Origin of the sequence: Pandoraea aquatica (assembly GCF_902459565.1) — a bacterium.
Lineage (GTDB): Bacteria > Pseudomonadota > Gammaproteobacteria > Burkholderiales > Burkholderiaceae > Pandoraea > Pandoraea aquatica.
Window position 1 is genome coordinate 42,372 of the sequence record NZ_CABPSN010000013.1, and the last position, 21,269, is coordinate 63,640.

A 21,269-nucleotide genomic window follows, 5' to 3' on the forward strand; every position below is an offset into this window, starting at 1 on the left:
TCGGGCCACGCGCCCGTTCGACTTAGATTGCGTTGTGCCCCGTCACCATGACGGGAATCGTCTTGAGCAGAATCTTGATGTCCAGCCACAACGACCAGTGCGTGATGTAGTAACGGTCGTATTCCACGCGCCGCTGCATCTTGTCCGGCGTATCGGTTTCTCCGCGCAGACCATTGATCTGCGCCCATCCCGTGATCCCCGGTTTGACGCTGTGACGCAGCATGTAGCCGGGAATCACGCGCCGGTACATTTCGTTATGTTCTTCCGCATGCGGACGCGGCCCCACGAGACTCATCGAACCGGCGAGCACGTCGAAGAGCTGCGGCAACTCGTCGAGCGACGTGCGGCGCAGATGCTTGCCGATCGCCGTAATACGACTATCGCCTGCATGGGCCTGACGCAGCCCACCCGTAGCGGCGGCCGCGGCATCTTCGGGCTGTAACACACGCATCGAACGGAACTTATGAATGACGATCGGCTCGCCGCGCTCGCCGTAGCGACGCTGGCGGAAGAGGATCGGGCCGGGTGAGTCGAGTCGTACCGCGATGGCCACCGCCAACATCACCGGGCTGAGCAGCAGCAGGATCACCGATGCGCCGACCAGATCGATGCCGCGCTTGATCATGCGCAGCAGGCCCTGCACGGTGACGTCGTGCAGGGCGAGCAGCGGCACGCCTGCGATGTCGGTGCTCGACATCGGCAGATCGCCGGGGAAACTGAACTCCGGCAGCAGGTAGATGGCCGCCGTCGAATCGTACAGTCGGTTGACGATCTCGCTGGTGAGCCCCTTGTTGTCCTGCTGGCCGATGGCGATGAAGACGATCTCGTACTCGTTGGCCTGAATGCGCGCGGCGGCGTCGGCGTAGCGGCCGAGGTAGGGCGGGAGGACTTCGCCGTCGTCCGGCGTGACGGGCGCTTCGCTGTAATAGCCCGCGACCTGAATGCCGAGGATCGGCGAGCGTTGCAGACGCAGGTTCAGTTTGCGTGCTTCAGGCCCGAGTCCGAAGAAGGCCGCGCGGCGCTGATTGCCGGGCGCATTGTTGATGCTGTGTGCCATGCCGCGCAGTACGGCAAGCCCGATCATCTGCAACGGCAGCGCGAGGAGCAGCCACTGGGCCACCATCATGCGCACGTCTTCGGTGCTTTCGTACGTCAGGAACAGCAACACGATGGCGGTGACCAGCACGCGGCACCAGCGCATGGCACCGCGTCCGAGCATCCACCCGAGATTGCGGGCGCTGGCGAGCAAATGGAAACGCGCGAAGACGATGAACGCCGCTGCGCCCAAGGTGCAGACGAGTGTTAGCCCGTAGGGGGTATAGGGGTTGTGTCCGTTCAGTCGCAGGACGGTGAAAAAGGCGCCTGCATTGAGCACTGCGCTGAAGCCGCCGACCATCGCCATGAAGAGCCGATGGTGGTAAGTCGTCTGAGTCGACATGACGAAATTCGAAGGGTAGCGGTAACTGACGGACTCGACAAAGATCCGGAACGGCGGGGGCCCTCCGATGGTCGCACCGATTGCGCGCGTATCTTAGCAGGTCATATTCGCTTTGCGTGTGACGTGAAACGGCCGACCAATAGCGCGCGCTGACCGTCAATTATGGTGGGCCGCCGTCCCCCGGGCGTCCCCCGTCTCCTTGAATGTCGGGCTAGAAAACAACAACGCCCGCCGGGCGCAAACCCGGCGGGCGTTGTTGCTTGCAGCGAATGTCGCTTAGTACGGGTACACCGTATCGTTCGACACTGCGGCGCGCTGGCCTTGCTGCACGCGCAGCGGCGGCGCTTGCGTGACGGTTGCCACTCGGCCGTCGTCCAGACGCACGGTGATGCGATACAGCACGTTCGGCTCGCCCATGCTGTTCTCGATGCGGTTGCCGGCGATACCGCCGATGGCCGCGCCGGCGATGGTCGTGGCCGTGCGACCGCGTCCGCCGCCCATCGTGTTGCCCAGCAGGCCGCCGGCGGCCGCACCCAGGACCGTGCCGAGAATGTTCGGGCTGTTGTTAGGCCCGTTCAGTTGCTCGATGGATTGCACCGTGCCGTAAAGCGCACCTTGTTGTTGAGGCGGCTGTTGATATCCCTGCTGATACCCCTGTTGATAGCCGGGCTGCTGATAGCCCTGCTGGTAACCCTGTTGCTGATAGCCATATTGCGGGCCCGGAGCCACGCAACCGGCGAGAATGACGGCGGCCAGTGCCGCGCTGATTCCCGTAAGTACTTTGATCTTCATTTTTCGTCCTCGTGAGCGTGAGGTATGGGTGCTTGGTAGGGGCATGTGACTGCCCAGTAGTGCCCGGTAGTGCGCATCTGTTGCGACCACGATGCGGAATGTAGGGTTCCGCAGACCTTTTTGCTGTAAGAAAAGGTAAGCGACTGTAAAGACTGTGCATCCGCCCGGAAGCAGCGTGGCGAGCGGGTTTGCCGCCGTCTCATGACCTGCGCACGACGATTCGAAGTGTTCCTCGATGATATTCCCATCTGGCGAGACGTGGTGTCATGCTCTGCAAACGCTTAACTCATGAGTGGGAATCGCTCGAAATTTGGGATGGTTGCGTGGATTTTTGGCGCTAAATGAGCGAATTTTGACGTGTGGCGCGGGAATCGTCTAAGCATATAACGAGAAAACACTTGGGTTGCATCAGTACCAAGCGGTAACATCGCGACCTTTCGTATTCCGCTTTCTCTGGTTCAGTCCCATGTCAGTCGACGTTTCTTTGTCTCCCGCCGCGCCTGCGCAGGCGAGTTCTGCGGCATCTTCCGCCGCGCGTGCCGGTGCCCCGGCCGTTATCCGTTCGGCCGCCGATGTCGCGCAACTCGTCAACGAAGGCGGTGCGCGCGTCTCCAATGCTCGCTGGATCGTGGCGATTGCGCTTGGGGGTGTCTTCCTTGATGCCTACGATCTCGGCGCGCTCGCCTTCGGGTTGAAGGACGTTGCCCGCGAATTTCAACTGACCCCGGCTGGCACGGGCATGGTGGCGTCGGCCATCACGTTCGGGGCCATCGTCGGCGCGTTCCTCGGTGGGTACTTCACCGACCGGATCGGCCGTTACCGTGTGTTCATGGCCGACATGCTGTGCTTCGTCATTGCCGCCATCGCCTGTGCGCTGGCGCCGAACGAGTACGTGCTCGCCGGTGCGCGCTTCGTGATGGGGCTGGGCGTCGGTATCGATTTACCCGTCGCCATGGCGTTCCTTGCCGAGTTCTCGAAACTCAAGGGACGTGGCAACAAGGCGGCGCGGGTGGCGATGTGGTGTCCCACCTGGTACGCGGCAATTTGCGGATCGTATTTGCTGGTGCTGCTGTGCTACTCGGTGTTGCCCGCGTCGCATAGCGCGCTGCTGTGGCGGATCATCCTCGGCTTCGGTGCGATTCCTGCGCTGGCCATCATTGCCGTGCGTAGCCGCTACATGAGCGAGTCGCCGGTGTGGGCCGCGAATCAGGGCGACCTCGAAGGCGCGGCGAAGATTCTCAAGCGTTCGTACGGGATCGATGCCGTTGTGGCGAAGGACGCGGAACGTGTGGCGCAGAAGCGTCCGGCTGCGTGGAGCAACTACGGCAAGCTGCTGAAAGGCGTGTACCTGCGTCGTACGACGCTCGCGACCATCATCGCGGTGGCGTCGTCGTTCGCGTATAACGCGGTGGCGTTCGGGCTGCCGGTGATCATCGCCAGCTTCCTCGCGCAGTCGATGCTCACGACGATTCTGATGTCGCTCGCGCTGAACTTGTTGTTCGCGTTCACGGGCGGGCTGCTGGGCGTGCGTCTGGTGCCGAAGGTCGGTGCGTGGAAGCTGACGGTCGTGGGTTATGCATTCCAGTTGACGGCCCTCGTGGGTCTGGCGCTCGTGGGCAAGCCGGGCAATGCCGGTGAAGTGGCATGGGCGCTCGGTTTCCTCGCGCTGTTCCTGCTGGGGCAGGGCTTCGGCCCGGGGGCGCATTCGATGACGTTCGCATCACTGAGCTATCCGACGTCGTTGCGTGGCGTGGGCGTGGGCTTCAACCAGACGTTGATGCGCGCCAGCTCGACCGTCTCGCTGTTCCTGTTCCCGGTGCTGGCGGCGGCGCTGGCCACCAAGGTGTTCTGGGTGATCGCCATCGCTCCGGCCATCGGGTTGCTGGCGTTGCTGGCGATTCGCTGGGAGCCGTCGAATTACGACGTCGATGCAGAAGACTTCTGAGCGCTGACGGTTTAGCGCGACGAACGGTACATGCAGAATGTGCGGAACGCCACGGTAGCGTAAAGGCTAGCGTGGCGTTTTTCTATGTCGTCGACAAAAAAGCGGCGCTTCGCGTGAAGCGCCGTGCCCCTGATTACGCTGTCGGCGTTAATTCTGATGAGCGGGACCGGATCGATGCCGCCTGGAATTCAACGGTTCAACTCGGACGCGATGACGAGGTCCCGACCAGGGCCGCGCTGCCGCCCATGATGTAGTTTTCCAGCTGATCGATAGTGAACTGCTGTTCGGTAATGATGGCTTTGACCAGATCGCCGATGGACAGCAGGCCGACCAGCTCGCCGTCTTTCATGACAGGCAGGTGACGAATGCGATGCTGCGTCATCAGCGTCATGCACTCTTCGTTGGTCTGTTCGGGGCTCACGTAGCGCACCGCGGAGGTCATCACGTCGCGCACGGGCGTGTTGACGGAGGTTCGTCCCATCAGCGCGACTTTGCGGGCGTAATCGCGCTCGGTAAAGATGCCGACGATGGCGCGGTCGTCCTCGCTGACCAGTACCGCGCCAATGCGGGCTTCGGCCATCAGGGTCAGGGCATCGAGTACCGAATCGGACGGCCGCACTTTATATACCGTGTCGACCGATTTGGATTTCAGGATCTGAGCGACTGTTTTCATGGTCATTCTCCTGCGGGCTACGGGTACTTACAGCATAGATGAGTGCGCGCTGCGCGTCACATCCGCGTTGACCCCGAGGGAAATCGGGCCGCCGGCGGGCCTCATTGGTGCATTGCGCCACAATTAGGCGACAAAAGCGTTCAAAAGGGCTTGTGCGGGCCATTTTTTCCACACGGGCGACGGAGAAAGGCGTATCCTTCCGGGATCGGCGAAAATTCGCCGATCATCGCCTGACGATCGCGAAATGCTTTATCGGCGCCGCTGACAGCCATGTCCTGCGAGCCGGATCACTCGCTGTGCCGATGACGCAGACCGAACCGGTCTTCGCCCTCCCGACACGCACTGCTCGTCTTTGTGGCACTGCCGCAATGTGCCTTGTTCCTTCGAACCATCGCCGCTTTCGGTGCACCGTTTGCCTTCATGGCCGGTCGACCGGGTAGGCTCCTTTTGGCGTTCGATGTGCACCCCCGCTAGTTTTCAGGGTGCGGGGACGGTATTGGCGAACGAACTTACAGTAACACCGGTGCTGCGCCCCTCGCGAGCGGCACCCTCAAGAGGACACGATATTGGCCAAGGAAGAACTGATCGAATTCAGCGGACACGTTTCGGATGTGCTGCCGGATAATCGCTTTCGCGTCACGCTCGAAAACGGCGTGGAAGTGGTGGCATATGCGAGCGGCCGCATGCAAAAGAACCGCATCCGTATTCTCGCGGGTGACCGCGTGACGTTGGAAATGTCGCCCTATGACCTGAGCAAGGGCCGCATCAACTACCGTCACAAGAATTAAGTCAGCGACGACGTCTGGCTTTTGCGCGCCAATCTTTGCCCGTCGCGGGCATAGCCATGGCGCGCATAGAAGCGATGCGCGGCGACCCGATGGTCGCTGCTCGTCACTTCGAATTTCTCGCATCCTTGCTCGTTGAACCACGCGTGAGCGGCCGCCATCAGCGCGTGCCCGACGCCCGAGCCTCTCGCACTTTCCTCCACCACCAGCGCCGTAATGCGCCCCAGACGCCCCGCCAGATGAAACATGGTGAGCGCGTGCAATCCGATACATCCCACAATCTGTGCGTTTTCGTCCACGGCGACGAAGGCCGCGTCATCGCCGCCGGCATTCGATAGCGCGATGTTGCGACGAACGATGTCGAGCGGTGTTTCGTAGCCCAACTGCGCGAGCAGCGCGACGATGCGGGGTGCGTCTTCGGCGATGGCGCGACGTGTGCTGGGCGTGGGCATTGGCATCGGGAGCAGGGTTGGAACGGACCAGCGCTTGCGCGCGGGTCTCAGATCAAAGTTGTTCGAACCGGTCGAAACGACGGCCGGTGTACTCCACTTCGCTTTCGAACTCCATGACGTGCGCGCCGGGCGGTCCGCGCCGCATCCATTCGAGCATCTTGTCGACCTGGTCGGGCGTGCCTTGCACCACGGCGAGAATGTCGCCCTCGGGCAGCGCCTGCACCCATCCGCGAACGCCGATCAGATGCCCTTCGCGCACGGCCGCATGACGGTACCCCACGCCCTGAATCTTGCCGCGCAGCCGCACAGCCACGGTTTCCAGCGAAGCGCTGGCGGACGAAAAAGACTTCATCGCATCAAATCCCGTTAAACCTTGCCCGGCACGAGCCGGATGCGCGTGATTTCCGACGGCGCGCCGAAGCGCTTCGGCGGTCCCCAATAGCCTGTTCCCCGGCTCACATAGATGGCGAGACGGCCAAGGCGATGCAGGCCGTGCACGAACGGTTGTTGCAGCGGCACGAAGTACATCCATGGCCAGAATTGTCCGCCGTGCGTGTGTCCGGAGAGTTGCAGATCGAAGCCGGCTTCCTGCGCGGCGGGGGCGCTGCGCGGTTGATGCGCGAGCAGCACGCGCGGCACGCCTTCGGGCGCGCCCGCGATGGCCGCCTGCGGATCGCTGCGCTTTTCCGGATCGAACTGATGGGCGGTGAAGTCCGTCACGCCGGCCACCGTCAGCGCTGCGCCTTCATGGTCAAGCACCACATGCTCGTTTTCGAGGACGGTCAGGCCGATGCGTCGCAGTTCCGCGACCCATGCCGGCGCGCCCGAGTAGTACTCGTGGTTGCCCGTGCAGACGTAGGTGCCGTGGCGCGAGGTCAGTTGTCCGAGCGGTGCGATATGGTCGCGCAGTGCGGGCACGCCGCCGTCCACCAGATCGCCGGTGATGGCGACGAGATCCGGCTTGAGCGCGTTCGACGCTTCGACGATCGCTTCGATATAGCGGCGTCGAATCGTCGAACTCACGTGAATGTCGCTCAGCTGCACGATGGTGAAGCCCTTAAGCTCGGACGGTAGGTCGGCGATGGGAATGTCGATCTCGACCACGCGGGCGAGGCGTCGCGCGTTGTAGAAGCCCAGCACCGTCGACGCGGCCGTCAGTATCAGCACGATGACCGCCGAACGGGTGACGAGCTGCGCGTCGAGTACCGAGAAGGCCATCGCGACACCGAGTACCACGTCGCGCAGCAGCGTCAGCACGAAGAGCGACGAGAAGATGCCGATGGCGGTCATGCCCGTCCATGTCAGCAGCGTGGCGAGCGGTTCCTTCTGGATGGCGCGGCTCATCAGCCCGAGCGGAATCAACACGGTCGAGACGGCGAGCCACAACCCGCCCAACACCTTCCAGCCCATGGCCACCGGCAGGGGTGTCAGCAGACGCCAGCCGATGTACGCATGCAACAGCGCAATGATGGCGAGCATCAACCAGCGCGGGCGTGCGGGGAGTGTGCGCTTCGACGACTTGCCGTGCGTGTGGCTCGCGCCGGGCGGCACATCTGACGTTTGGGACGTCTGGGAAGTCTGAGAGGATTGGGACATAGCGTTGTCGGATCGAAATTCGGGGGAGGCGGACTCTGGCCGTTATGCGGGCGTGCGGCCCGATTGCAAGGGGCGGACACTCAATTCAGAGACTCGGCACGATTTCCGCCTCGCGCGATCACGCCTTCGTTGCCGGGTACTTTTGCGCGTTCAGGACAAGTTTGTCGGCGACCGCGCGATTCAGGTCGATGCCAAGCACCATCGTCAGACGCACCAGATACATGGTGATGTCAGCCAGTTCCTGCTCGACATGCCGCGCTTCACTCGACTGCATGACGGCATTGGCCTGCGCCTCGGTGTGCCACTGGAAGATCTCGACGAGTTCAGCCACTTCGACCGACAGCGCCATCGCGAGGTTCTTGGGCGAATGGTACTGATGCCAGTCGCGGGCATCGGCGAATGCTTGCAGCTCGGCCCGCAGCCCCGTGGTGTCGATGAGGCGGCCGGTGGGACTCACAGGAGCATCGGCAGCATGCGCGGTGTCGGCGGTGTCGGTTTTCTGAGCGTCGGACATGAGATTCGAGAGGCGAAAGTGGGTTATGGTAGCGCGTTGCTGCAAGATTCGCCGCGTAGCACGTCCGTCGCTTTCGAGCGCCCCCGACCGCTCACCGTAGCCGCTTCCGTCCTTGAATCGCGCCATCTCCGCTACCCCTGACACGGGATCGTCTCCTGCCGATGGGCACAACCACGACGCCCGCGACGCAAAGCGCGTCAAGCCCGTCAAGCCCGTCAAGACGTACCGCGTCACACTCATGCCCTCAGGCTGGCAGTTCGACGCGCCGGTCGACATGCCGATCCTGCTCGCAGCGCAGGCGGCGGGCATCAAGCTGCCGAGCCTGTGTCGCAACGGCACGTGTCGTGCTTGTTTATGCCAAGCGCAGACCGGTGGCGTGGGGGCACCTGTGACGTACCGGATCGAGTGGCCCGGTCTGTCGCGCGACGAGAAGATGCAAGGGTGGCTGCTGCCGTGCTGCGCGTACGCCAGCGCCGACCTCGTGATCGACGCGTCCGATGCCGTGCGTGCTGCGCTTTGATAAACTTGCCGCTATCTGGCGCTCGCGCGTGAGCCGTCATAACCGTTTCAGGATCAGGAAAGCCGAATGGCACAGTACGTATTCAGCATGAACCGCGTGGGCAAGATTGTTCCGCCCAAGCGTCACATCCTCAAGGACATCTCCCTGTCGTTCTTCCCGGGTGCCAAGATCGGCGTGCTGGGCCTGAACGGTTCGGGCAAATCGACGCTGCTCAAGATCATGGCCGGCGTCGACAAGGAGATCGAGGGTGAAGCGATCCCGATGGCCAACCTGAACATCGGTTATCTGCCGCAGGAGCCGCAACTCGATCCCGAGCAGACCGTGCGCGAAGCCGTCGAAGGCGGCATGGGCGAGATCATGGAAGCCCGCACGAAGCTCGACGAAATCTACGCCGCATACGCCGAGCCGGATGCCGACTTCGACGCGCTGGCCGCCGAGCAGGCCAAGTACGAAGCGATCCTCGCGGCGAGCGACGGCAACAATATCGAGCAGACGCTGGAAGTCGCTGCCGACGCGCTGCGTCTGCCGGCATGGGACGCCAAGATCGGCGTGCTCTCCGGCGGTGAAAAGCGCCGCGTGGCGCTGGCCCGTCTGCTGCTCTCGAAGCCGGACATGCTCTTGCTCGACGAACCGACCAACCACCTGGACGCCGAATCCGTCGACTGGCTCGAACAGTTCCTCACGCGATTCCCGGGCACGGTCGTCGCCGTCACCCACGATCGTTACTTCCTCGACAACGCGGCCGAGTGGATTCTCGAACTCGACCGGGGTCACGGCATTCCGTGGAAGGGCAACTACAGCTCCTGGCTCGACCAGAAGGAACAACGCCTGAAGCAGGAAGAGTCGAGCGAATCGGCGCGTCAGAAGGCGCTCAAGAAGGAATTGGAGTGGGTGCGTCAGAACCCGAAGGGCCGTCAGGCGAAGTCGAAGGCGCGTCTTGCCCGTTTCGACGAGCTGAACAGCCAGGAATACCAGAAGCGCAACGAAACCCAGGAAATCTTCATCCCGGTGGGTGAGCGTCTGGGTAACGAAGTGGTCGAGTTCAAGAACGTGTCGAAGGCTTTCGGCGACCGTCTGCTGATCGACGATCTGAGCTTCCAGGTGCCGCCGGGCGCCATCGTCGGCATCATTGGCCCGAACGGTGCCGGTAAGTCGACTTTCTTCAAGATGCTTACGGGTCGTGAGCAGCCGGACAGCGGCGAGATCAAGGTCGGTCCGACCGTCAAGATGGCGTACGTCGACCAGAGCCGCGATGCGCTGGACGGCACGAAGACCGTGTTCGAAGAGATTTCGGGCGGTGCCGACGTGCTGACGGTGGGCAAGTACGAAACGCCGTCGCGTGCCTACATCGGCCGCTTCAACTTCAAGGGCTCGGACCAGCAGAAGCAGGTCGGTTCGCTCTCCGGCGGTGAGCGTGGCCGCCTGCACATGGCCAAGACGCTGATCTCCGGCGGCAATGTGTTGCTGCTCGATGAACCGTCGAACGATCTGGACGTCGAAACCTTGCGTGCACTCGAGGACGCGCTGCTCGAGTTCGCCGGTTGTGTGATGGTCATCTCGCACGATCGCTGGTTCCTCGATCGTATCGCCACGCACATTCTGGCCTTCGAAGGCGACTCGCATGTCGAGTTCTTCCCGGGCAATTATCAGGAGTACGAGGCCGACAAGAAGAAGCGCCTCGGCGAGGAGGCAGCAAAACCGAAGCGAATCCGCTACAAGCCGATCGCGCGGTAATGCAGGAAAAGGCGCCGCAAGGCGCCTTTTCTGTTTGTGCGGCGGCCGGACTCGCCCATCGATGCGGGGACGTCCGCCATCAGCCAGTGTTCGACGAGCCATGCGCACGTGTCACATCGTGCCACGTTGCATGGTCCGCCATTTTGACGAATCAGGAGTGTGCAAATGAGCCAGTCGGTGAATCAGTTGAATGGGAAAGTCGCGGTGGTGACGGGTGCCGCCAGCGGCATCGGTAAGGAGATTGCGCTGACACTGGCGCGTGCCGGTGCGGCCATCGCGATTGCGGATCTGAACCAGCAGGGTGCGGACGCCGTTGCCGAAGAGATCAAGGCGGCCGGTGGCCGCGCCATCGGGGTGGCGATGGACGTCACCAACGAAGAGGCGGTGAATAGCGGCATCGACAAGGTCGCCGAGACGTTCGGTTCCATCGACATCCTGATCTCGAACGCGGGTATTCAGATCGTCAATCCGATCGAGAACTACGCGTTCTCGGATTGGAAGAAGATGCAGGCGATTCACGTCGACGGCGCGTTTCTGACGACCAAGGCGGCGCTCAAGCACATGTACAAGGACGATCGCGGTGGCATCGTCATCTACATGGGTTCGGTGCACTCGCATGAGGCGTCGCCGCTGAAGTCGGCGTACGTGGCGGCCAAGCATGCATTGCTCGGCCTCGCTCGCGTGCTGGCGAAGGAAGGCGCGAAGCATAACGTGCGCTCGCACGTCATCTGCCCGGGCTTCGTGCGTACGCCGCTCGTCGACAAGCAGATTCCGGAGCAGGCCAAGGAGCTTGGCATTTCGGAAGACGAAGTCATCAAGAAGGTGATGCTCGGCGGCACCGTCGACGGTGTGTTCACCACGGTGGACGACGTCGCCCAGACCGCGCTGTTCCTCGCGACGTTCCCGAGCGCCGCGTTCACCGGACAGTCGTTCGTCGTGAGCCACGGCTGGTTCATGCAGTAAGCGCACGTGGCAGTTCGCCGCCCCGGCAGCGACGTTGCCGGGGCGGTGTTCATCATCAGGTACCCAGCATCAGGAGAACGGTCATGACGGCCAATCCGCCCAAAGTCCCCAAACGCGCCATCGATCTGCCGCCGTATGAGACGGTGGCACTCGTCTTGCAGGGTGGCGGGGCGCTAGGGGCCTATCAGGCGGGCGTGTACGCCGGTCTGTACGAGTCGGGCATCGAGCCGAACTGGATCGCCGGCATCTCCATCGGCGCGCTTAACACGGCGATCATTGCGGGCAATGCGCCGGAGCGTCGTGTCGAGCAACTCGAAGCGTTCTGGCGGACGATTTGCGAGCCTGCGGTCTTCCCGCCGCTGCCCGCGCCGTTCGAAGCCGCGATCCTCAACGGACCGGAGTCCGGACGCATCGCTTACAGCGCCTGGCAGGCGTGGCGCGCGATGGCCGAGGGGCAGAAAGGCTTCTTCACGCCGCGCTGGCCGCAGCCGTTGCCGACCGCCATGGGCGACCCGGCGCACGCCAGTTACTACGACACGTCGGCATTGCGTGGGACGCTGGAGCGATTCGCTGACTTCGACCGGATCAATGCGCGCGAGATTCGCGTGTCGGTGGGGGCGGTCAACGTGCATACCGGCAACTTCGTGTATTTCGACAACACGCGCGAGACGTTGCGGGCGGAGCACTTCATGGCATCGGGCGCGTTGCCGCCGGGATTCCCCGCCGTGGAGATCGACGGGCAGTATTTCTGGGATGGTGGCCTCGTATCGAACACACCGCTCTCGGAGGTGCTGGGCACGTCGCCGCGCCGCGACACGCTCGCGTTTCAGGTCGATCTGTGGAGTGCGCGGGGGCCGTTGCCCGACAATCTGAACGACGTGGCGGGTCGACAGAAGGACATTCAGTTCTCGAGCCGGACGCGTCTGGTGACGGACAACTTGCAGCGTGCGCAGCACTATCGACGCGTGTTGCGCGAGGTGCTCGATCGTGTGCCTGCGGATGTGCGTGCGCGTGATCCGTGGTGCCATGCGGCGGAAGAGATCGCGTGCAGCAAGCGCTACAACGTCGTGCAGCTGATCTATCGCAACAAGGAATACGAGGGGCACTACAAGGACTATCAATTCGGGCTGTCAACGATGCTCGATCACTGGGCCAGCGGTCTGGACGACGTTCGCCGCACGTTGGCACATCCGGATTGGCTAGCGATACCGGATGACGCCCGAGGCTTCGTCACGCACGATATTCATCGTCATGAAGTGATCTGAGGCGATGCATACCACCCCTGCGGCGTGCCCCCCGACACGCCGCAGGGCCCTGCGCCGGCGCTCGCGAATCCGCCGGTTCTACTTCAGTACTGCATCCCACACGCGCCACTTCCTCACCCCTGAACCGCCTTGTTGCCCGCACTCATTGCGCCAACGCCGTCTCCAGACGCATCTTGAGCGGCTGAAGATCGAGCAGCATCGCCGTGCGTGCGGTGCCGTCCGCCGTGGGTAGCTCCACCGCCTCGCGCATGTCGTTGCGCATCTCGTGGGTCGCGCGTCCGAGCAGCATTGCCGGGACCGGCAGCTTATCCGCTTCGTCCAGCGTGACGATGTTCTCGATGGCGTCCACCAGCAGACCGAATTTGTCCTTGCCGTGTTCGATGACCAGAATCTTGCGCGCCTGCGCGTCGTCCTGCATCGGCATGCCGTACAGCGCGCGCAGATCGACGATGGTCACCAGCTCGCGCCGCAAATTGAGCATGCCGCGCACGAACGACGGTGCGCCCGGTGCGGGCATCACATCCGGCGAGTCGTGGATGATCTCGCGCAACTGGTCGAGACGCACCGCGAGCATGTGCTGCAAACGGAAGGAGACATACGCGTGACGCGTCCCACGCGACGACTTCGCACCACGCCACGCCGCCTCGCCGACCTTCGCCCGTTGCGCCGGGTCCGTCTCGCGATACAACTCGCGATGCCCGCGTGTCAGTTCCAGCACCTGTGAATGCGTGAAGAGTTCGTCGGCGTTGAGTAGCACGATGTCGTTCGACGTGACGGTCGCACCGCCCACACCTCCCGCATCCACCGGCTCGCGCGGAATGCATCCCGCGAAGAGCTGCGCGTGCGAGGCGCTGAACGACGGCATCGCCAGCAACTCGTCGGCGTAATAGGTGACGATGCTGTCCACTGCGTCGACCAGCAAGCCGAAGTGCACGTCTTCCTGCTTGACGATCAGAATGCGCCGCGGATCGGACGCCGTTCCCGCAATCTCCGGCTCCGGACGGCTCGCCTGCAACCCCAGAAAATGCGCGAAGTCGATGACGGGCACCACCGTGCCGCGCAGGTTCAGCATGCCGACGCAGAAAACGCTCGCCAGCGCCGAGTTTTGCAGATCGGGGATGCGGATGATCTCGCGGATCGCGCTCATCGGCAGCGCCAGACGTGAGTGCTCGACGGTGAACGACACGCATTGCAGCCGTTGCCGCTGCTGGCGGCGCTGCGGCGCGCTGAGCGCCTGACGCGCGAGCAACTGCGGCATGTTCTCGATGCGCACGAGCGCAGCCGGTGCGAGGATCTGCAAAATGCGGTCGCCGCCATCGAGCTTGATGGCCCCGGACACCACCTGCGGCGCAACGTGCGACGGATCGTATTCGAATCCCGTGCGTTGCGACGCCCGCACACGCAGAATCTCACTCGTGCTGTCGAACAGCAGACCAACGCGAATGCCCTCGACGTCGACGATGGCGATCTTCTCGGTCACTGGCGTTGCATTCGCCGACCCGCCCGCTCCGACATTCGCCTCGCCCGCAATCGCCAGCAACGGCTTCAGATCGACGATGGGGATGAGCGTGCCGCGCAGGTTGAACAACCCGAGCAGGAAAGCGGGTGAGAGCGGTACCGGCGTAATGCGCTCGGGGAAATTCACGACTTCCTGCAACGCGGCAATCGGCAGTGCGAATTCGACGTCGCCCAGATGAAACGAGCCGAACACCTCGATGTCGTCGGGGGCGGCGTTGCGCGCTTTCGTTGGCGTCGCCAATGCCAGCGATGCCACCGATGCCGCCGGCGTCGTCAGCGTTGCTTCGGCAGGCGCAAGCCATGACGATTCGACGTCCATCGCCGCATCGTCGGCCGACGGCACCGGCGACGACGACGGCGCGTGCAACGCTTCGCGTACGTGGGTCGTCACGCCCGGTAGCGGTCCGTAACCGCATCCGTCACCCCTGAAGCCCTGATAGCCCTGAAAGTTCAGATAGGGCGACACCGTCGGCGGCAGGACGGTCGTGCCCGCGACGGCGTTGCGCTGGAGAAACGGGAATCCCGGTGTCCGTGCATTCATGATTCACGTCCCACGAGTCTGAGAGCGGGGCGACGCGGCACAGCGGCACCTCCGTTCGAGCCAATGGTGCGCACGAGAAATGCGTGACGCGCGCAATCGATCAACAGTTGTCGCCCGACTTCCCCGCCGACCTCGACGTGGACGATTGGTATGCCCGTCTCGGCGATCAGCGCCTGCGCCATCTTGGCGTTCGCCACGCCGATCAAGCCATGCTTGGCGGGTGGCTGGTGCGGCATCATGTTGCCCCCGCCGGCGATCACCGCTTCGATCTCGCTACGGCGCGCACCGTCCGCCTTCATCAGGGCGAGCAGCGACGGCACCGCCTGCGTGACGTACTTCGCCCCGATAGCGAGCGTTGGATTCGGCGCTTCCGGCAACAGACAGTGGGCGAGGCCGTAGAGCCCGCGCGAGCGCCACATCAACCCGATGCCGACGCACGAACCGAGGGTGGCCCGCAGCACGTCTTCACCGCGCCCGATGCGCACCTCGCCCATCAACACCTGAATGTCATGCGACGGCCCCATTCGATGCCCCCTGATTGCGGTAAATGAGCGGTTGCTCAAATTGATAGCCGGTGGACAGTCGCGAGAGCGACTCCGATTCGCCGACGATCAGCACGCCTTCGGGGGCAAGCGTGCGACGTACGTTCTCCAATACTCGTTCCTGATCGCCCGTCTCGAAATAGATCAGCACATTGCGCAGCATGACGAGGTCGAACGCCTCGCGACGCGCCAGACGCTGGTAAAGGTTGTGCTCTGCAAACGTGATATGCGCACGCAACTCGGGTGCGACCGTGAACCCGCCGGCGCTCGGACGGAAGTACTTCGCGAGCATGGCCGGACGCTGTTGCTTGAGCCCGTCGATGCTGCGACCGCCGTAGTTGCCTGCCATGGCGACGGCCAGCACCTGACTCGAAATGTCGGTCGCGTGGATCTGATACTGGAAGCCCGTGTGACGCGCCCGAAATTCCTCGCAGATCATGGCCGCGGAATACGACTCCTCTCCCGAAGAAGCGGCGGCCGACCACATGTGGAAGGCGCGCCCCGGATTGGCGGCATGCCAGCGCGGCAGGTAATGCTGCGCGAAGTAATCCCACACGCGCGGAGTGCGAAAGAAGGTGGTTTCGTTCGTCGTGACGAGATTCACGAAGTTGCGAATTTCGTCAGGCGTGTTCTCTAGCAGCGCCAGATAGTCGCGATAACAACGCAGCGACAGCGTGCGCAGGCGCGGGCGCAAACGGCCCTGCAACATCGTCCACTTCTTCTCGTTCATCGAGATGCCGGTATGCCGGTGAACAGCGCGCAGGAGCGCTTGCTGGGTGACGGCGTCGGCGTCGGCTTCGATTTCCATATCGGGCCCTCTTGGCGGACGTGGGTTCCGGTGCGGCCAGTCGGTCGGCCGTCATCGGAAAAATACCGGCGAGCGTATTCCCGGGGTGCGAAGAATGTGGCTCGCCGGGTAAGGCCTACACCTTGAACCTCGAGACGGTGCGATCCAGTTCCTCTGCGCCCTGATTGAGGCCGGTCGTCGCCTGGGCGATGGTCTCGCATGCGCCCGCCGACTTCTCCGTCTCTTCCGCCACGTGCTGAATCGCGAGACTCACTTCGCGCGCGGCGACGAGCTGCTCTTCTGCGGCACATGAAATCTCGGAGATGGCCTGCGTGGTGCGCGACACACCGCTCACGATCTTCTCGAAGGCTTCGCCTGCCTGACGCGAAACGTCGCTGCCCTGCGCCACCCGCTTGGTCGACTCGTTGATGAGCTTGGAGATTTCCTTGGTGGCTTGCGACGAGCGCTCGGCGAGCTTGCGAACTTCGTCTGCCACGACCGAGAAGCCGAGGCCGTGTTCGCCCGCGCGCGCCGCTTCGATGGCAGCGTTGAAGGCGAGCAGGTTGGTCTGCCCGGCGATCTCGCCGATCACCTTCACGATCTCGCTGATGTCTTCCGACGACTTGTTGATCAGTTCCATCGCTTCGACGGAACGGGCAATGGCACGCGAGCCGGTTTCGGCTTCCTGCTGCGTCGACTTGGCGAGCTGGTCAGCCCCCTTGGTGTTGTCGGCAATCGAGTTGATCGACGCCGTCAGTTCCTCGATAGACGCGTTCATCTCTTCGACCGTCGCCCCCAGTGCCTGCGCACCCGTCGCCACCGTGTTCGCGCGGTCTGCGATGTCGCGCGACGCGCCCGAGAACTCGCCCGCCGAGTTGACGACCTTGCCGATCACGCCGCGCAGGTCGTCCATCATGTGACGAATGCCGTCGGCCAGCTGATCGATGGGGTCGGTGCCGTTCACCGCAATCGCGCCGGTCAGATCGCCGGCCGCCGCGCGATTGACGGTGTCGAGCAGCAGCGCGACTTTGCGCTGGTCGTCCTCCGCGCGCCGTTTCACGCTCGCTTCGAGTTCGACCTGCTGCGTGATGTCGGTGGCGAACTTCACGACCTTATAGGGACGGCCGTTCGCGTCGAGGATCGGGTTGTACGTCGCCTGAATCCAGATTTCGCGTCCGCCACGGCCGAGGCGCTTGTAGCGTCCCGCATCGAATTCGCCGCGATTGAGCTTGGCCCAGAAGTCGCGGTACTCGTTACCGGCGGCGTAGTCCTGTTCGCAGAACATGCGGTGATGCTTGCCGCGAATCTCGTCAAGCGAGTAGCCCAGCGTCTTCAGGAAGTTGTCGTTGGCCGTGATGACCGTGCCGTCGAGATTGAATTCGATAACGGCCTGCGCGATGTCCATCGCGCGCACCTTGCCTTCGAATTCGGCTTGACGCGTGCGATCTGCCGTGACGTCGGTGGCGAACTTGATCACCTTGTACGCCACGCCGTTCGCGTCGAACACGGGGTTGTACGAGGCGCGGATCCACACTTCGCGTCCGCCTTTGCCCAGTCGCTTGTACTCGCCGGAATCGAATTCGCCGCGACCGAGCTTCGCCCAGAAGTCGCGATAGGCGTTCGAGGCGGTGTAATCGGGCTCGCAGAACATGCGGTGGTGCTGGCCCTGAATTTCATCGAGACGATAGCCCACGGTCTGCAGGAAGTTCTCGTTCGCGTGAAGAATGCGCCCCTGCAAATCGAACTCGATAACGGCCTGCACGCGGTTGAGCGCGGCGGTGACGGCCTGTAGTTCCTGTTGTTCCATCTGGAATTCAGGCGTGGCGATTTCCATGACTTTTCCCCTGATACGCTTGCCCCGGCGCGTGTCGTGCGGCCGTCACGAAAGGGATGCTGCGTTCCCCCAATTGAATACGCAGTCCTCTATAGACGCGATTACGACAGCGAAGGAGTCAACTTGAGATCGGTGCGTACCCGCATGTGGTTTATGCCGATGAGGTTGAAAATCGCTGCGAAAGCCACGTCCAATAAGGCTTTAAAGATAAAGGAATCGCATAGGAAGTCGACGGTGTTATAGCGTCGATACATTTCAAACGCACAGATGAAATGAGAATACGAAAGCGCCTGCACATTCGCGGTGCAGGAAAGTGTCGCGATCGCGTGTCGGAGATTGGGCTCCGCAAGGATCGGAGAGATTTGAAAAAAAGCCTCCTCCCGTGTCTGCAACGGGAGGAGGGTTTGAGTCAAAGCCGCACTCTTCGGGGCAATTGAAAGGGCGACGCTTACCACTATGCAAGCGGCATGCCAGACAGCGGGATCTCGCGAAACCCGCGTCGTTGCTGGTTTTACGCAAAGTGATGACATTGCTGACGGACCGATGTTACGGCCACACCCAGCGCGTGTTACGTAACAAAGTGCGACACTTTCCCCGTTTGGCAACCTTCGCTTACACGGCTTACAGACGCGTGATGGGCTTCCTACAGGGCTGGCGATATAAAGAAAGCGAACGGATTCGCGTTCTTACCTGTGGAGTCAGATCATGAAGTTAGTCGTCGCCGCGTTGCTTGCTATCACGCTTGCCGGATGCGTTGTCGTTCCGGCACGACCGTATTACGGAGGGGGTTATTACGGGCATGGGTACTATCGATATTGAAATATTTACGGCTGAAGTTTTTTTGTCGCAACATCCGAAGTGTTTTGCTTGATGAGCTACGAAGCCATTCGCCACTTTAATGCGAGGTCGTAAGTCACTCGAATGGCGATGAATGCCTGAATGCGCGATGGCGCATGAAGCGTCGATAAATCGTCGAGGCTTCATGCGTGCATTGCATGGGTCGACGTAATCCGTTCGCAGCGACGTTCGTCACAACGACGTTTTCAACGATGGACGTGCTTACAAGTTAAAGCCCCGCGGTCAGTCGACCTGCGGGGCTTTTCTTTTGACGCTGCTTCGCCATGACGGCGGGAAATCTTAGCGATGGCGATGGTCGCGATGGTCCCATCCACGGCGATCCCAGCCGCGATCGTGATGCCAGTGGCGCGGCGGCGGGCCTCGCCAGTAGCGCGGGGGCGGGCCATACACGACGGGCGGCGGGGCGACCATCATCGGTGCCGGTGCGGCGTAGACGGGGGGCGGCGCGTAGACCGGTCCCGGGGCCACGATGGCCGGGCCGGGAATGCCGATGTTGACTGACACATCGGTGCGCGCGAAAGCGCTGCCCGACACAAATACTGCGGTGAGTCCCGTGAGGGTGGCGGTAGCCATCCAGAAACGACGTTGCATCTGTTCTCCTTATTTAGCGCTGCGCTGTGTGTGCCGGCGCGCGGTCCGTAGTTGAAATTCTACGGACGAGGAGCCGCCGCCGGTGCTACGGCGGCACTACAGATGTAACAAGGCGTAAGGATAGTGCGACGGGGGAGGGTGAGCAGACCTAACGGCGTTCGTGGTCTCGCGGTGCGAGAAAGCTTGCCGGACGACGGCCACGTCGTTCGGAGGTCGCGAAGTAGGACGGCCGACGCAAATCGTGCGTGTCGTTCGGCGAACGCCAGTAAGGTGTGCGGGGCGTGCCGAGCAGATCGCCGGGGCGGTGCGGGGAGAGGGGGGGTACGGCAGCAGGCCAGGCGACGTTGCGCCAACGCGCGCCCGCAGGCACGACAAGGACCAGCATGACGAACACGAGCGTCACAACGGCGTAGACGACAACAGGCGAGAGGGTGGTCTCCATGACAAACTCCGGTCGCATACATGTCACACCACTGGGGGGATGGGTGTCGGAGGGGCGGCATCCAGGGCAGGCAAATTCATGCGACAGCCCGTGGAAACACGCAACCATGCGCTCCGGCACGCAAAGTGTGGCGTTTTCACTATAGTCCATGCGGGTCTTGCTGACACTCGGTTGATGCCACGCAGGTTGCAGGACTACACTACAGACGCAGTTTCCCGAATGCCATCACGACTTTGCCGTCCGGGGGATCAAGATGAACCAGGCGATGCTGGATCCCACTTCTGCCGTCGACGCTACGGCACACGGGCGGGCTGCGTCCGCTGCACCGGCCGTCACGCCGGTGGCCATCGATCACGTCGCGTATCCCAGCTATGACGCGACGCTCACGCACCGATTCTACGTCGACGTGATGGGTTTCACACTCGCAGGTGCGCAAACCGGCATGAGCCGGTTGTGGGGCAAGCCCTATCTGCTCGTCAGCTATCAGATCGAACCCGGTCAGGCGCTGGCGTTTTTCAATTGCGACGGCCTCGCGCCCGAACCCCACGCCGACACGCCTGCGACTCAGATCCATCACGTAGCGCTGCGCGTGCGCGACGGCGAAGCGCTGGAGCGCTGGAAGGCGCGTCTCACGGCCAACGAGGTACCGTTTGCCATCGAGCGCCATGGCGATGGGGAGCATCTCTATCTGCTCGACCCGAACGAGATCATGCTGGAACTGTGCGTGCAGACGCCGGAGTCCGCCGCTGGACAATCGCAGGGCGCGCTCGACACGCTGCAACGCTGGGTCGACGGCGTGAGATAAACGAGAGGGTGGGGGGCTGCTTGCGCCGGATGCGGCGCGCGACGCTCAGCCTTCGACGTCCTTGCCCAGACCGTCCCAGCTTGAGGCGACGGGCGGCGCAATCCCGAACAGATCGATCACACGAGCGACGGTGTCGTCGACCATCGCGTCGAGCGACGCCGGGCGGTTGTAGAACGCGGGGAGAGGCGGGTAGACGATGCCACCCATTTCGGTGACGGCCGTCATGTTGCGCAGATGCGCGAGGTTGAAGGGCGTCTCGCGCACCATCAATACCAGACGGCGGCGTTCCTTCAGGGTGACATCTGCGGCGCGGGCGATCAGATTGTCGGACAGTCCGTGCGCGACGCTCGCGAGCGTCTTCATCGAACAAGGCGCGACGACCATGCCGGCCGTGGCAAACGATCCGCTGGCGATGTTCGCGCCGATCTCACGCACGCTGTGGTACTGATCGGCGAGCGCCTGCACGTCCGAGCGCTCCAGTCCGAGTTCGTGGCGCAGCGTAAGCCAGCCTGCACTCGAGACCATCAGATGCGTTTCGACGCCGCCCATCGCGCGCAGACGTTCGAGCAGGCGCACGCCGTACACCGCGCCCGTCGCGCCGGTAATGGCGACGATCAGGCGCGAAGGTGCGGACGTTCGGGCGACACCCGTCGATACGGTCATCAGTTGTCGAT

The 21,269-nt window shown here is 62.8% G+C and carries 22 protein-coding genes; 7 read left to right on the forward strand and 15 right to left on the reverse strand.

Annotation, left to right across the window (positions count from 1 at the left end):
• Positions 1-22: 22 nt before the first annotated feature.
• On the reverse strand, positions 23-1,438 hold the full coding sequence (locus tag PAQ31011_RS25845) for an undecaprenyl-phosphate glucose phosphotransferase (RefSeq protein ID WP_246179797.1): 1,416 nt from the start codon (positions 1,436-1,438) through the stop codon (positions 23-25).
• Between the two features lie 276 nt (positions 1,439-1,714).
• Positions 1,715-2,230 (reverse strand): glycine zipper 2TM domain-containing protein, encoded by a 516-nt coding sequence (locus PAQ31011_RS25850; protein ID WP_150578489.1) that lies wholly within the window; start codon positions 2,228-2,230, stop codon positions 1,715-1,717.
• A gap of 466 nt (positions 2,231-2,696) precedes the next feature.
• On the opposite strand from PAQ31011_RS25850, the gene PAQ31011_RS25855 reads away from it, so the two are divergent.
• Positions 2,697-4,175 carry an MFS transporter gene (locus PAQ31011_RS25855; RefSeq protein WP_150578490.1) on the forward strand — a complete coding sequence of 493 codons (1,479 nt, stop codon included), beginning with the start codon at positions 2,697-2,699 and terminating at the stop codon, positions 4,173-4,175.
• Between the two features lie 196 nt (positions 4,176-4,371).
• Here the strand turns inward: PAQ31011_RS25855 and PAQ31011_RS25860 are convergent, their stop codons facing one another.
• A complete protein-coding gene (locus tag PAQ31011_RS25860) occupies positions 4,372-4,848 on the reverse strand; it encodes a CBS domain-containing protein (protein WP_150578491.1) in 477 nt (158 codons plus the stop codon).
• Positions 4,849-5,414: 566 nt separating this feature from the next.
• Between PAQ31011_RS25860 and infA the strand changes: the two genes are divergently transcribed.
• Positions 5,415-5,636: a translation initiation factor IF-1 gene (gene infA / locus PAQ31011_RS25865; protein WP_039393473.1), complete on the forward strand. Its 222-nt coding sequence runs from the start codon at positions 5,415-5,417 to the stop codon at positions 5,634-5,636.
• Here infA and PAQ31011_RS25870 read toward each other — a convergent pair.
• From PAQ31011_RS25870 to PAQ31011_RS25885, 4 genes are all read right to left on the reverse strand, one after another.
• Positions 5,633-6,085, reverse strand: coding sequence for a GNAT family N-acetyltransferase (locus PAQ31011_RS25870; RefSeq protein ID WP_150578492.1), 453 nt, complete (start codon positions 6,083-6,085; stop codon positions 5,633-5,635). The two genes, infA and PAQ31011_RS25870, sit on opposite strands and share 4 nt — an antisense overlap.
• Positions 6,086-6,137: 52 nt before the next feature.
• A complete protein-coding gene (locus PAQ31011_RS25875; RefSeq protein ID WP_150578493.1) occupies positions 6,138-6,437 on the reverse strand; it encodes an acylphosphatase in 300 nt (99 codons plus the stop codon).
• A 14-nt stretch (positions 6,438-6,451) separates the two neighbouring features.
• Positions 6,452-7,564, reverse strand: coding sequence for a metallophosphoesterase (locus tag PAQ31011_RS25880; RefSeq protein ID WP_150578511.1), 1,113 nt, complete (start codon positions 7,562-7,564; stop codon positions 6,452-6,454).
• A gap of 235 nt (positions 7,565-7,799) precedes the next feature.
• Positions 7,800-8,195 (reverse strand): nucleotide pyrophosphohydrolase, encoded by a 396-nt coding sequence (locus tag PAQ31011_RS25885; protein WP_150578494.1) that lies wholly within the window; start codon positions 8,193-8,195, stop codon positions 7,800-7,802.
• A gap of 112 nt (positions 8,196-8,307) precedes the next feature.
• Between PAQ31011_RS25885 and PAQ31011_RS25890 the strand changes: the two genes are divergently transcribed.
• The 4 genes from PAQ31011_RS25890 to PAQ31011_RS25905 all read left to right on the forward strand — a co-directional run bounded on the left by PAQ31011_RS25890 (position 8,308) and on the right by PAQ31011_RS25905 (position 12,677).
• Positions 8,308-8,715 carry a 2Fe-2S iron-sulfur cluster-binding protein gene (locus tag PAQ31011_RS25890; protein ID WP_343031687.1) on the forward strand — a complete coding sequence of 136 codons (408 nt, stop codon included), beginning with the start codon at positions 8,308-8,310 and terminating at the stop codon, positions 8,713-8,715.
• A gap of 66 nt (positions 8,716-8,781) precedes the next feature.
• On the forward strand, positions 8,782-10,449 hold the full coding sequence (gene ettA / locus PAQ31011_RS25895) for an energy-dependent translational throttle protein EttA (protein ID WP_039393466.1): 1,668 nt from the start codon (positions 8,782-8,784) through the stop codon (positions 10,447-10,449).
• Positions 10,450-10,626: 177 nt separating this feature from the next.
• Entirely contained in the window at positions 10,627-11,412 is a 786-nt protein-coding gene (locus PAQ31011_RS25900; protein WP_150578513.1) for a 3-hydroxybutyrate dehydrogenase, read from the forward strand.
• An 83-nt stretch (positions 11,413-11,495) separates the two neighbouring features.
• A complete protein-coding gene (locus PAQ31011_RS25905) occupies positions 11,496-12,677 on the forward strand; it encodes a DUF3734 domain-containing protein (RefSeq protein ID WP_150578495.1) in 1,182 nt (393 codons plus the stop codon).
• 142 nt (positions 12,678-12,819) lie between these two features.
• On the opposite strand, the gene PAQ31011_RS25910 is transcribed toward PAQ31011_RS25905, so the two are convergent.
• The 7 genes from PAQ31011_RS25910 to PAQ31011_RS25940 form a co-directional block, all read right to left on the reverse strand.
• A complete protein-coding gene (locus tag PAQ31011_RS25910; RefSeq protein ID WP_150578496.1) occupies positions 12,820-14,736 on the reverse strand; it encodes a chemotaxis protein CheW in 1,917 nt (638 codons plus the stop codon).
• Positions 14,733-15,260, reverse strand: coding sequence for a chemotaxis protein CheD (locus PAQ31011_RS25915; protein WP_150578497.1), 528 nt, complete (start codon positions 15,258-15,260; stop codon positions 14,733-14,735). Before PAQ31011_RS25915 ends, PAQ31011_RS25910 begins: the two co-directional genes overlap by 4 nt.
• The gene (locus PAQ31011_RS25920; RefSeq protein WP_150578498.1) at positions 15,244-16,086 is read right to left on the reverse strand and encodes a CheR family methyltransferase; all 843 of its coding nucleotides are present in this window, start codon (positions 16,084-16,086) and stop codon (positions 15,244-15,246) included. Before PAQ31011_RS25920 ends, PAQ31011_RS25915 begins: the two co-directional genes overlap by 17 nt.
• Before the next feature lie 115 nt (positions 16,087-16,201).
• Positions 16,202-17,899: a methyl-accepting chemotaxis protein gene (locus PAQ31011_RS25925; protein WP_150578499.1), complete on the reverse strand. Its 1,698-nt coding sequence runs from the start codon at positions 17,897-17,899 to the stop codon at positions 16,202-16,204.
• A 101-nt stretch (positions 17,900-18,000) separates the two neighbouring features.
• Complete coding sequence (locus PAQ31011_RS25930; RefSeq protein ID WP_150578500.1) at positions 18,001-18,312, reverse strand: hypothetical protein; 312 nt, start codon at positions 18,310-18,312, stop codon at positions 18,001-18,003.
• A gap of 724 nt (positions 18,313-19,036) precedes the next feature.
• Positions 19,037-19,348, reverse strand: a complete 312-nt coding sequence (locus PAQ31011_RS25935) for a hypothetical protein (RefSeq protein ID WP_246179799.1) — start codon at positions 19,346-19,348, stop codon at positions 19,037-19,039.
• A 148-nt stretch (positions 19,349-19,496) separates the two neighbouring features.
• On the reverse strand, positions 19,497-19,790 hold the full coding sequence (locus PAQ31011_RS25940) for a hypothetical protein (protein ID WP_150578501.1): 294 nt from the start codon (positions 19,788-19,790) through the stop codon (positions 19,497-19,499).
• A gap of 265 nt (positions 19,791-20,055) precedes the next feature.
• Between PAQ31011_RS25940 and PAQ31011_RS25945 the strand changes: the two genes are divergently transcribed.
• On the forward strand, positions 20,056-20,595 hold the full coding sequence (locus PAQ31011_RS25945; protein ID WP_174990270.1) for a VOC family protein: 540 nt from the start codon (positions 20,056-20,058) through the stop codon (positions 20,593-20,595).
• Positions 20,596-20,640: 45 nt separating this feature from the next.
• Here PAQ31011_RS25945 and PAQ31011_RS25950 read toward each other — a convergent pair whose 3' ends face one another.
• Positions 20,641-21,258, reverse strand: coding sequence for a UbiX family flavin prenyltransferase (locus PAQ31011_RS25950; RefSeq protein ID WP_150578503.1), 618 nt, complete (start codon positions 21,256-21,258; stop codon positions 20,641-20,643).
• Between the last annotated feature and the right edge of the window lie 11 nt (positions 21,259-21,269).